At 39.3% G+C, this 13,254-nt stretch carries 5 protein-coding genes; all 5 read right to left on the bottom strand.

What is annotated here, in order from left to right; genetic code table 11:
• Positions 1–216 precede the first annotated feature (216 nt).
• The gene (locus KQI94_RS13450; RefSeq protein WP_216454501.1) at positions 217–3,312 is read right to left on the bottom strand and encodes a glycosyl hydrolase family 28-related protein; all 3,096 of its coding nucleotides are present in this window, start codon (positions 3,310–3,312) and stop codon (positions 217–219) included.
• Positions 3,309–3,548, bottom strand: a complete 240-nt coding sequence (locus tag KQI94_RS13445; protein WP_002356115.1) for a hypothetical protein — start codon at positions 3,546–3,548, stop codon at positions 3,309–3,311. Before KQI94_RS13445 ends, KQI94_RS13450 begins: the two co-directional genes overlap by 4 nt.
• A gap of 344 nt (positions 3,549–3,892) precedes the next feature.
• Complete coding sequence (locus KQI94_RS13440) at positions 3,893–5,398, bottom strand: helix-turn-helix domain-containing protein (RefSeq protein WP_002390358.1); 1,506 nt, start codon at positions 5,396–5,398, stop codon at positions 3,893–3,895.
• A gap of 81 nt (positions 5,399–5,479) precedes the next feature.
• Positions 5,480–6,394, bottom strand: a complete 915-nt coding sequence (locus tag KQI94_RS13435; protein WP_002390359.1) for a diacylglycerol kinase family protein — start codon at positions 6,392–6,394, stop codon at positions 5,480–5,482.
• 273 nt (positions 6,395–6,667) lie between these two features.
• Positions 6,668–12,766: a fibrinogen-binding MSCRAMM adhesin Fss1 gene (gene fss1 / locus KQI94_RS13430; RefSeq protein WP_024041521.1), complete on the bottom strand. Its 6,099-nt coding sequence runs from the start codon at positions 12,764–12,766 to the stop codon at positions 6,668–6,670.
• Between the last annotated feature and the right edge of the window lie 488 nt (positions 12,767–13,254).

Raw genomic sequence — 13,254 nt, 5'->3', positions numbered from 1 at the left:
TTTCAATACTGATACTTAAAATTTCATCTGGTGTATACAAATATTTCACTTCCTTTGTTTTTTGTCCTCCTTTACTTTACCCTTATATCACAGAAATTCAAGTACTTTTGTGTGTTTTTTCACTAAAAACTGTAGTTCTTTTAATTTTATATGAAAACATCCTGAAACAAGTCCTATTTCTTGTTTCAGGATGTTTACTTATCCGTTTTTAAAGAGTTATCTTTTCACTTTAAAACAATAGGTTGCTATGGCTAACGATAAAAAGCTCAGGCCTAGAAAGCTCCCAACTGCTGAAGATTGTTCCCCTGTTTTGGGGAATTTTTTCTTGGCAATTTTGGTCGTATTATCCGCTTTTTTGACTGTTCCTGACGATTCTTGATTCGTCTGTATCTGTTTAGTTGCTTGGTTTTCTGCTACTGATTCCTTTGTTTGACTAGCCTTGGCAGAGGGCTTTGAATTACTTTGAGCGTCATTAGGATCTTGATTAGACTCTACCGCGTAAATGACAGAATTCTGGCCTTTGTTTTGGCTGCTTTCATTTACAGTGCTTGGGGTGCTACTCTCACTTGTACTGTTGGTTGCGCTGGTCGTACTTGAAGCACTACTTTCGCTGGTACTACTTGTTTTACTGGTTGTACTTGGTGTGTTGCTTTCATTTGTATTGCTTGTTTCACTTGTCGTACTTGAGGTACTACTTTCGCTGGTACTACTAGTTTCGCTGGTTGTGCTTGGCGTGTTGCTTTCACTCGTACTACTGCTCTCACTTGTCGTACTTGAGGTGCTGCTTTCGCTGGTATTACTGGTTTCGCTTGTTGTGCTTGGCGTGCTGCTTTCACTTGTACTACTGGTTTCGCTAGTTGTACTTGAGGTGCTGCTTTCACTCGTACTACTGCTCTCACTTGTCGTGCTTGCCGTGCTGCTTTCGCTGGTATTACTTGTTTCGCTTGTTGTGCTTGGCGTGCTGCTTTCACTCGTACTACTGCTCTCACTTGTCGTGCTTGGCGTGCTGCTTTCGCTGGTACTACTGCTTTCACTTGTCGTGCTTGAGGTGCTGCTTTCGCTTGTGTTACTAGTTGTCTCTGTTGATTTTTCAACTAACAGAAGTAACGCCGTTTTTATGGTTTGTGTTAATTGATTAATACGCTTTTGTGCATCTGCAGGCGTTTTAAAGCCACCAAGTGTTGGCTCTAATAATTCTTCATCTGACCAAGCAAGCAGTTGTTGTAACTGCTTAGAGCTTCTTTCGCCAGTTGTTGTATCTATTAAGGCTTCTTGCATGGCTTGCCAAGAGTCTGTGGTATATACAGATTCGTCTAATTTATGAACGCTTGCCAGTTCATTTTCTGCTTCTGCACGCTCTAGCGTGATATCGGCTTTTTTGACTAATACTTTCATTGCAGATTGCAAATTACTTGTTAACTGATCCACTTGTTCTTGAGTTTTGTCCCCACTCACCTGACCTTCTGCTAACAATTGTGTCGCCTGCTGATAATAGGAAGGAACAATCGTTTTAGGCCCAATGGCAGTGAATAGCTGCCAAGAGTAAACCGTATATTGGTTTGCTTCACCAATCGAAGCATAAACGGTTTGTAGTTGGGACAAATCAAGCTTTTTTGCCGGAGCCTCTACCGTCACCGGTACGTTCACTGTTACCAATGAACCTGTTTCATAAGTTAATTGAACAGTCACTTTTTGTTGGCCGATTTCATTTAAAACCTCTGGATTGACGATTTTAGCAGTTGGGACTGCTTCATCCGCGTCATTTGTATTAGCAACCAGTTGCTGCGGATCGATTGATTGTTCTTGCACAATCGTTGTAGCCACAGGGGTTGCTAAAGTATTTCTAACCGGAATTGGCGTATTTTTATATTGCTCATAAAGTGTTGGTGAAATTAACGATTCCCATGTTGCTGGCATTAAGCGATAGTCGGCCTCTGTCCAATTTTCTACCAATAATTGGCCGTTTTTAAGGCCATCATCTCGAGTATTGTCTTTCACAAAACTCGTTTCTGGTCGGAAACCACCGCCACTAGCGATTAACAATTCCCGACGTCGGTTTTGCGGAATATTGTGGTAGTTAACAAACTGATTGTTGATAAATACGCCATTGAACACATTGTTATTTCCTGTATGTCGATTGTATTCCATTCCAATTGCATATTGATTGTCCCAATACTTCCAATCAAAAATGTTATTAGCCACTAGCCAGTTGGATAATTCTGAAATAGCTCCCTCTGCTTGTGTTTCTGCCAAACCAATCTCTGGTGTTCCATACATAATGAGACCTGTATTTCGCAAATAATTATTCATAATCGTAATATTACGGCCTGATTTAAACTTAAATCCGCCAGCTGGACCATTTTGTAGTCCACGTAAATGATTCCCCACCACCGTGATGTTTTGAGCGCCACGGAAATAAATTGCATGATCTCCTACCAGACCATTCAAGTCTTCATTATCATAAGGTGAATAGAAAAAATTATGTTGAACAGTTACATCCTTCAGCATATTAAAAGAATTAACCCCGGTGGATAGATAGTTTTGTTCATTAGGTACTGAAATAGCACCAGCTTCAATGGCTGTTTGCAAACGTGTAATAGTCGCTGCTAAATCTGAACGACTGGTACTTTTAATTGCATCTAATTCTGTCACTTTTAATCCAAATAGATTGTCCACGATGTCTACATCTGACATATACTGGAAGCGACTTGGTGTTGAATAACCACCAATGTAAATCGCTCGGTTAAAATCAATCTTGGGTTGCATGTGTGCTTTGTCTCGCATGAAAATATTGCCTGAAATCTTAACGCCAATGTCTGCATTTAAATTGACCACAAATCCTTTTAATGGATTATAGAAGATATTATTTGCTAGCGTTAATTGATTCGTCAATTTCAAGGTCACATTGATGCCGTCAAAAGCAATATTTTGAAGTCGTACATTGGTTTTCGTTCCGTACGTAGTGTCTTTCAGTTGAATCGGTGTACCTGTAGCATTATGTAAAATAGTGGCTCCTGTTGTATCGCCAATTAATTGATAATTTGAAGAAATCGTAATATCTTTTGACAAAGCATAACTTCCCTGTGGTAAAAATAATGCGTTTCCTTCCTTTGCTGTCTGACTCAGCAACGTCTGTAACTTATCTGATTGATCTTCTGCACTATTAGGCACCATCGCTTGCGTACCAAAAATCGTTGTATCTGTTGCGTTAACTGGTTCAACCGCTTCGGTCACCATTGGTAGACCAACCACTGTTAATAAACCAAACAGAAGTATGAGCATTGTTTTCTTCATGGAGTTCCCTCTTTTCATTCCGTTACTTCTAACGGCTTATTTTGTAAAAGTTGATACAGCGTAATAACACGACTGTCTTCGTATGCATAAATTTTTTTGAATTTTGGATTCATATGTAAGATACTTGTTACCTTTAACAAGTTTTGATTTGTGACTTCTAATTCTAAGGCCTCAACCAATTCCTTTAATCGAACACCGGCACTATTTTCTTCACAACTTAAGATTTCTTCAATTTGTTCCATCCGTTTTTTCATTCTATCCCGCCTTCCTTCCCTTGCTCTTTCTATTATATAGAAAAATTCTTGTGAGAACCCTCAATATTTTTTAACTGCCTGTTAAAAAAAGTAGTAGTTCCTTTACTATCAATAGCTAATCATCTATTATTTACGATAAAAAAAGCAAAAAAAGTACCTTTTTGACATAATTTTCAGAAGAATTGACGCAGTATTTATTAAAAAACAACGAGAAAACGTCAATAAGTAGGTGTTGATTACCTACTTATTGACGTTTTCTTCTTGTCTTTTTTTACTTTTTAGAAAAATTTTTTTACAATTTATCGGACATATGCATCAAAAAAGCCCATTTTTTTGATTTTTTATTAAAGTGACGTGGTTCTTTTCTCGTTAATTTTTACTATTTTTTGGTTCAAACGATTATATTGCTCAAACGTTAACTCACTTGAAAGTAAAAAGATCTCTGGATGACCCGTTTCCACATCTGCCAAAGAAGTCACTAATAGTAAATCAATATTTTGCCATTCTTCTTTGCTTGCTTCACTGTATCGTAAAACTTCCAATGCATAGAACCGACGAAAATTATTTTCAATCGAAAGTTTCACCCGTTCTTCTTCCAGTACTGGCAAGCCTGATTTTAAACCTAAAACAATTTTTTGTTCGCGATGAATTAAATCATCGGAAAGCGCCAAAACACTAGAATAACGCAGAGCCAAAAATTCTTTATTTGTAAATAATTCATTGCCTGTTTGTTCGTAAAGTTGATTTAAGCCTTGGCTTAATTCTTCTAAAAGAACCGGATATTTTTCTTTAACTTTATTCCAAAAGACATTGTACATTTTCACATTTTGGACATAGTAAAGTTCGGCAAATAAATGTGTAGCAAACAAATAATAAAAAATTTGCGGACGAATTTTCTCCAATTGCGGCGTCATGTGTATTTCTTCTAATAAGAAATGTTGGACTAAATGAGTCAACATATAAACAGGCGCTTCAGACTCATCAAAATGCGCTAAAATTGCTTGTGCAGTGGCTTCATCTTGATAAAATTGGTCATTGGCTAACAAGAAAAAGTACACAAAAGTTAAATCGTTTTTGTTAAGGAAAAGGGTTGTAGCTGTCATCTCTTCTATAAAGGCCTGGTAATGTTTATTACCTTCTAAATAAGTTTCTTGCTCGGCTGAAGGTCGATATTCGGCGCCTTGCGCACTCCGGACTTTTGAGATAGCGACCATATATTTAACTCGGCGTGTCACCGTTTCCGCAACTTCTACGTTGAAAAAAGCCATCATTTTTTGGACAGTTTGTGCGACTTCCGTTTCTTGTATATAGTCAAAAGGCCAAGTATCACGGATTAAGTCCATAAAAATAGTGTAAGCAAAATGGCGCAAATACGCTTCATTGCCTTCAATTTTCCAGGTACTTTTATTAATTACTAAACCCAATGGTGCTAAAATTTCTGTAAACCCTTTGAGCAAGCGCCGAATCGTGGCATCACTAGTATGATACTTTGCTGTCGCTGGCACAATTCCATTAAATCGACCCCAGAATAAATCTTCCATTACTTGATAAGTTAAACTATCCCGAAAAATTGCTGTATAAAGTTTCTGGAACGCTTGGCTAGACGCCAAGTTCAAGCGATAACCATGCCCCTTTTCAAAAGCCAAAGAAGCATCATTATCCACAGCATAATACGTAATGTCATCTTTTAGAAGCTCTACGTATTTTTTGACTGATTTTTTGTTTAATTGTAATTCTTCTGCTAACTCATTGATGTCAATCCAGCCTTCATTAATTGGCAAGTTTCTTAAAATAATAATTTTAGAAACGACATCTGTATCGAATATATCAACATATTCATCCCATTTCACTGTTCACTCAACTGCCTCTCTTCTGTTCTATTGTACACAAAATGAGAAATCTATTCCACGAAAAAATAACAGTTGTTTCTTTTATTCTTTCGTAGATGTGGACGTTTCAGGAACAAACACGTTGAGTCCCCCAGCTTCCACCGTTACTTTAATCGGTAAATCATCGGTAGGGTCGCCATCTGTTCGTGTTTGGACTTTCTTGTCTTTTTCGCCACTAATTTTAAATTGACTCCCAGAGAAATACACGACACCAGGAATTTCATTTAATTGTCCTCTGATAATTTTAGGTAAATAATAGACAAACTTGTAAAAAACTAACTTAGGTAAAATGATAATGTGGACTTCGCCGTCATCTGGCGTAGCATTGGCATCGAAATTGGTAAAGCCACCAGCAGAATTCGTCATGGTCATCGTTAATAATTGGGCTTTGCCATGCCAACGTCTTTCATCGCCATCAATTTTTAGTTTGTATTTTTTCTTTTTCATTAATAAGCGGAAAAATTGCTTTGTAAAGGCTAAAGGACCATATTTTTGTTTCTCCTGTTGGGTCACATTTGCTGCTGTATCTGCTAATAGTCCAATCGTTAAGGTCGAAATCATCACATCTTGATTTACCATCCCGAAGTCAACTGGTGTGGTCTGTCCTGCCAAAATGGTCTCAAGGGCGTCTTCTTCTTTCAAAGGAATACTTAACACACGTGCAAAATTATTGACTGTTCCACCTGGAATAATCCCTATTTGATAGTCACGAATGGTGTCTTTAAAATTTTGAACGGCATGATGAATGGTCCCGTCACCACCAATGACGACCAAGACACCCACTTGATTTTCTTTGGCATTTTTCCGCATTTCTTCAGGATCAATGTCTGGATTGGAAGGTTGCAAAATAACCGCTTCCCCTTTCGCTTCTGCAGCTTTTTTAAAGCGTTCTGCAATCTCTTTACTTTCACTACTTCCTGAAGTTTCGTTGTATAAAACCATCATCTTTTTCATCATTCTATCCTCATATCTCTAACTAAATTTCTTGCACATGTAAAGTGTACAATATTTTAGCCAAAATACCTAAAGATAGCATCGAAAAACAAAGGCTGAGGCATAAGCGGTTATCTCCAAGAACCCAGTAAGTTCTGTTCAAAGGCTAAACTGCGATGAAGGCTTACCTGAGAATGTCAATAAGAAGGAGCTACTTTTGTTCAGTTGATTAGCTTAAGATGAAAAAACAGGCCATCCGTCGAAAGGACGGATGGCCTGTTTTTTTATAGCTTTTGCTTATTTCTTGCTCTTTTTATAGAAGAGCCAACTTGCCAAACCGATCAACAGGAGGCCGATAAAGACAAAGAAGTAATTGACTTGTGTGTTGGTTTTCGGTAAAACAAGCCAACCTGTCTCTCTAGCTGCTTGTTTCGTTGTTGGCTGATTTGGTTTTGTTTTTTTGGATACAGGTTGTTTCTCGTTAACAAACGTGCCCGCATCCACGAGTTCAGGTTTGTCTTTCGCTGTTGCTGCAATAGTAAATGCGACAGCTTGCTTAGACAGTTGGTAACCATCCGGTGCTTTTGTTTCCACAAAGGTATATTTTCCTGGTTGTAAGTGGTTCACTTGAACTAACCCTTGGTTGTCAGAACGTAATGAACGAGCGACAGTTTTCCCTGTCTCTGCATCTGTCACTTTAAATTCAGCACCTGCTAAGGCATTCTTTTGCTGATCAATTTTCACCAGCTTGGCAGCACCTTGGTAATTAATAAAAGGTGCTTTAAGTACCACAGTGGCTGGTTTGCCTTGGTTGTCTTTCGCAATCGTAAAGCTTGCGCTTGGCGTTTCATTAAGAAGATAGCCAGTTGGCGCTTGTGTCTCCACAAAACGATACGTTCCCGGTGCTAAGTTTTTCGCAATGACTTTGCCTTGCTTGTCAGACATCAGATTGGTTTGTCCAGCTACGGTTTGCCCTGTTTCATCAATGACCTTAAACACCGCACCTGCCAATGCTTCACCTGTTTCGTTTTCTTTGGTTAATTGAGCAGTTCCTTGATAATTGATAAGATCGCCTAAAGCAATTGGCTGCTCTTTTCCTAATTGGGCGGTTACATCAAATGGATGTGGCGTTGTGTCTAACAGATAGCCTGTTGGTGCTTTCGTTTCCACTAAAACGTAATGCCCTTCATTTAGCCCTTTAGCGTAAATTTCGCCAGTCTTATCCGTTGTTATTTCAGAAACCTTTTCTCCTGCACGATTCAAGAATGTTATCGGTGAACCTTGTGGCTGATTCTGCTCATCGGCATTGTAAATTGCAAAAACTGCACCCGCTAAGGCTTGACCTTGCTCGTTGACTTTACGTCCCGTTACTTCCGCTTGATAATTTACAAACTCTAACTCATCTAGTGGTTGTTTATCATTTGAATTCTTCTTCACTACAAAATAAATGGGTTGTTTATTGACGATATAGCCATCCGTTGCATCCATTTCATCTAATTCATAACTACCAGCGCCTAAATCCTCCATAGCCAATGAACCATCTTTTTCAGCAGTTACTTCTCTTTCAAAGATTTTTTCCCCGTTTTCGATTCGATACAATTTAAAAATCGTTCCTGGAAGTGGGTTCGCATTGGCATCAATTTTCTTAAAGACGGCACGTCCTTTGAAATTGGCGAAGGCCCCTAATTGGAAGATCTCTGGATCACCTTTGAAATCACCACGAATTTCTACTTTTACTAATTCAGGATAAATAATATAATCTGCGCCATCTGGTAATTTTGGTGCTTTGATTTCTTTATAATAATAGGTACCTGGCGCCAAGTCTCTAAAGATAATTTTGCCATCTTTGCCACTCGTTGCTGTAATCCCTAATGATTGTTTATTGTGATCATATAATTCAAAAACAGCACCTGCTAATGGTTGGTCTGCGCTATTCGTTTTCACGATTTGGAAAGCCCCTTTGTAATTCACAAAGTTGTCACTAGCAACCACGACCGCTGGTTTACCAGCATTTTTCTCAGCAATTTCAAATGGGACTGGCGTGGTATTTAATAAATAGCCTGTTGGCGCTTTGGTTTCTACAAAGCGATATTTTCCTGGGGCTAAGTGCTCTGCAACAATTTCCCCTTGATTATTTGTCGTCAAGCCTGTTTGAATCGTTTGTCCCTTCGCATCAAGCACTTTAAATGTCGCACCACTTAATAAGTGTCCATTCACATCTTTTTTGATTAATTTAGCTGCGCCTTGATAGTTAACAAAGTTAGCCGTTGCTATAACTGTTGCTGGTTTGCCCCGATCGCTTGCTGCAATCGTGAAAGCACTTGGTTCAGTGTTTAAAAGGTACCCTGCTGGCGCTTTAGTTTCCACAAATTGATATTTGCCTGGGGCTAAATCCGTTACTGTGACTTTTCCGTCTGCATCCGAAACTAAGTGTTCTCGAACCACTTGTCCTGTGGCATTAAGGACCGAAAATTCAGCACCTGCTAATGGATTACCTGCTTGATCTTTTTTAATTAGTTCAGCAGAACCTTGGTAATTAAGCATTTTAACATGAACATCACGAATTTGTCCGCTCGTGTTTTGTGTCACAATGAATCGTTTGGGTGTCGTGTCTAAAAGATAGCCTGTCGGTGCTTCGATTTCTGTGAACTGATAAAGCCCTGGTTTTAAACTATCCACCTCTAACTGGCCATTTGCGTTGGTTCGATCCGGCGCAAGGGGAACTTCTTCCCAATGAGTAAACGGCGTGGTTACGGCATGCTCTAATTTAAAGCGTGCATTGACTAACTTTTTGCCCTTCTCATCTGTTTTTTCTAAAATTACTTTATTGACATCGTTTTTAATAATGGTTGGTTGTGCTCCTTCGGCTGAAGTTTCTTCATCAATAGTAATGACTCGGCCTTTAGCTAATTCGTCCGAAACTGTATAGCCTTCTGGTGCTTTCGTCTCCACCAAAATGTATTGCCCTTGTGGCAACCCACCAAATGTGATAACCTCGGTGGCATCTACTGTACCTTCACGTAGGACTTGTGTTTTGGCTTGGTCCCAAATTTGGAAATGGGCGCCTGCTAAAATAGTCGTCCCATCCATGGCTGTTTTCTTCAGCTGAATTTTGCCTTTAGTCCCTGTGGCATGCCCGCCACTGTGATCAATGTCAACGACCACATCGCCATTGTCATCCCCATGAACGACTTCTGAACCATTTCCAGTAATTGACACTTGGTTGGATACCGTGTCTGTACTCCCCGCCGCTGAAGAAGTCACTAAACTACGATATTCCATATAATAAGGTGCTTCAATATGGGCCATTTTAACGACAATTTTTTGTTGTCCTGTTTCATTATCGGTGGTAACTTCCAATGTGTAATCTTTTCCTTCTTCTAAAATAACAGATTTATCTGGGGTAATAGTTCCGTCTTCTGTTACGTTGGTACCGTAAATCACCAATGACTTGGGATCTAATACTTGGTTTGGTGAGGGTGTATCAGTAATAACCACATCGTCTAAAACCGATTGGGCGCCATTGATCATTACATGCCAGTACACATGATCTGGATCATCTTTGTGGTATTCGCCACCTTTTTTCACTGATTCGCCACCATGTTGAATAGAAACTTTTCCTGTCACATCACGTGAAGAACCTTGGTTTGTATAAGATGCGGTATTGTCATAGCTAGCCGAACCTTCGATAACTTTTTCATCAACAGACGTCTTAAATTCAATCACATACGTACGACTATCATTAGGAAAATCAACACGCCAAGTATTTTGGTTTTTCTCGCTTGGTTCTTCCATTGTGATATCCGTCAACGGTTGCGTTGGTTTCACTTTTTCAACCGAACCATCTGGTTTTGTATTGCCTTCATAGACTTTCAAGCTCCCAGCCAAATAGGTTTGATTGGCTAAAATTGGATCCGTCAAAAAGGCGTCGACTAAACGATTATTACTTAAATTAACCGCAATCGTCCAAGTGATTTCTTTGGTGACGGCATTGTAAACACCGCTTTTTTGCGCATTTAAATCAAAAGCAGGTAAAGGTTTAAACGGTTTATTATCCTCTGAGTGATGATTGTTTCCTGCTTCATCCATCCAATCAATGGCAGCGGTATTTCGGTAATGGTCCAATGCAGGATTGTTAGCATCTAACTCGGTAACATCGAAAAAGGTATTATAGGTTACGTAAAAGGCATCACTTGTTTTGGCATACGCCCCCATGAAACTTAACTTAAAGCCTGTTTCACCTTCTGCATTACGAGTTATTTCTACCATGAAATCCTTGCCTAACGTCAACTGAGCACCAGTGGTTGTATCTTTAACAACCAACGAATTGGGTACCATAGTTAAGCCAGGAACTGGTTCGTACGTATCCGTAATCACGGCATTTTCCATCAAATAATTATTTTGATTCACAGCTAACGTCCAACCAATCGTTGAATTTTGATAATCCACTGCACCAGTGTTTTTAATAATATTTTGTTGACTGGCTGTGCCATCACCTTCTGAATGCTGACCAGTGCCAACATCCACACGATTATTCACGGCAACATCGCCTTCGACAATTCCATCAACTTTGGTTTTATAATCAATCTTGACTGCACCATTCACATCATGTAAAAAGTCAATTGCAAAGGAACCGTCTCCGTTGATTACCACTTTGTAATCTTTTCCTTCCACAAGTTCTGCTCCAACGACTTCATTTCCTTTGTCATCAAATGTCACTGAATATAAATGTAAAGAATCTGGTTCAAACGTTAAATTATCGCCCATTGTGTCTGTAATGACTGCTTGGTCTTTTGGAATGGTTTGTTCACCATAGTTGTAGTTAATTTCCCAAGTGAATTCTTGATTGGCTTCGTCGTAATCTATATTGCGCTTGTCTAATATTTTGCCATATGTGGCGGTAACAGTTGCTTCAGCATCTAACCCATTTGGATTATTATCACTTGTTAACGTCGCGTGATTTTTAAAAGGCACATCGCCGCCGCCATCTGGAATAACCGCCTCGTCAATCGTCGTTTGGTACTCAAGACGATACGCTTTGTTGGTGTCACCTTTAATCGTCACATTGCCATTTTTATCAACGGTATATTCATCTGGACTAAGTTCGCGACCCACTTCTTTAATTGCTCCATCAAGATTCATCACTAACTCATAGACTTTCACGGACTTAAAGGTATTCCCTGTTGGCCATGTTTCCGTCACAGTTGGATTTGTTTGATCTTTCATCGCTTGATTGATATCTACCGTCCAAGTAATCGCACTAGGATTGGGCGTTCGATCAAAATGGCCTTGTTTATCAATTTGTTGTTCGGTATCTGGGACAATTGGAATCACTACAGGCGGCAAATCTTCTTGTGTAGGAATATCAATCACCCAATCTCCTGGGCCCCGCCCATCTGAATCATTCAAATGAGTATCTAAAGAAAAGTCCCCGTGAATGTCACTTTCAGACGTGATTCGCTCATTAAAGGTAAAACGAACCGTACCATCTTCACTAATTGTGTAGGTTCCATAGACATTGCCTTCTGCATCAACTAAATCACCTGAACCTGGTTTATTAGGTTTCAAATTGCCAGGTAATTGAAACTCGAAGTAATCGCCTGCTTTCATTTGTTCCCGCACATCTTCTGGAATCGACCAGTTAAAGTTCCAATGAATGGTCACATCTTCTTTATACGGCGGTGTTGCTGGTGTGCCATCAGGATTTAAATAAATCGGATCTTCAAAATTATCGATAATCGTTGTTTCATCACCTGTAAAATAGTCACTGATATCTGTTGGTCCTGCTACGCGCGGTTTGACAGTCGTAGACTCGGTTGTTTTACTTTCTATCGCTTTTGTCGTGCTGGCGACAGTTTCTTCGGACGAACGAGAAACAGAGGAGTTTGTAGATGCTTCTTCTGTTGAACCTTCATTCGCTGATGCGGCTGGCGAACTCGTGATTGCCGTTGATTCTGTCGGATCAGTACCAGTATTTAACGTCAACGCTCGTTGCTGTTGTCCATAAGAAAACGTCACATCTTCTGTAGCTGTAGGGTTCAACGTTAAGACTAACGTATCTGCTAACGCTTGCTGATTCAATTCAATTTGAATCTGTTTCTTCTGGTCATCCACTTGAATCTTGCGCGTATTATTGGGCGCTGCCCAATGTGCAGCTTTGATTGACACATTGGCACTGTAATGCACTACAACCTCTTGTGTTACTGGTTGTGCTTTTCCTTGAAGCGCTAAGGTCATTTCTTGTTGGCTGGTTTGCTTCACTTCTCCTAACGTTAACTGGCCATCGCTGTTAACATCTTCCGCCAAAGCCATGAGTGGTGTGCCATAATTTAGAACAAGTAACAAACACATCAACCCGTAGAGCCAACGGTTTACCATTGGTCCATTCTTTCTCATTTCTTTCATCCTTCCTCTACTAACGACACATAGAAGAGAACGTTCACTTCGTACCAATTTTTTATTTTAAACCAAATAAGTGAGTGCTCTTCTGTTGTCTTTCTTCCTTGCTAAAACAGACAGCCAACACACCTTTTCTTTTTATCTCCTCAAAACGCACTCTTGCTTCGAATGCGGATTCATTTTCTGCTTTTTCCTATAGACTCTTCTATAAGAATAAGAAGAGTATAACGAGATTTTTCAGCAAAAATTATCAACAACTTCTCCTCCAAATAGAAAAAGTTGATGAAATCCCAGAAACCCTTTTCATCTTTATGAAAACACGTCCTTATCCTTTCTTATTTTTACTATTCCTTCTTCCACTATACCGTTTTTTTTAATTTTTTTCATAAGAACTAACCAGACAAAAAAGCCTATTTGTATAAGCTATTTAAGCTAAAAAATCAATAGACTCAAATTATCATTTTTGTTATTTAAATGTTTTATAT

Origin of the sequence: Enterococcus sp. S183_ASV_20 (assembly GCF_018919685.1) — a bacterium.
Lineage (GTDB): Bacteria > Bacillota > Bacilli > Lactobacillales > Enterococcaceae > Enterococcus > Enterococcus faecalis.
The sequence above is the reverse complement of the archived record's forward strand: the minus strand, read 5'-3'. Positions and strand labels throughout refer to the sequence as shown.

Bases quoted from the DNA above. Each gene is read 5' to 3' on its own strand.
- KQI94_RS13450 (WP_216454501.1), bottom strand. From the start codon at position 3,312: ATGAAAAGAGGGAACTCCATGAAGAAAACAATGCTCATACTTCTGTTT.
- KQI94_RS13445 (WP_002356115.1), bottom strand. From the start codon at position 3,548: ATGAAAAAACGGATGGAACAAATTGAAGAAATCTTAAGTTGTGAAGAA.
- KQI94_RS13435 (WP_002390359.1), bottom strand. From the start codon at position 6,394: ATGATGAAAAAGATGATGGTTTTATACAACGAAACTTCAGGAAGTAGT.
- fss1 (WP_024041521.1), bottom strand. From the start codon at position 12,766: ATGAGAAAGAATGGACCAATGGTAAACCGTTGGCTCTACGGGTTGATG.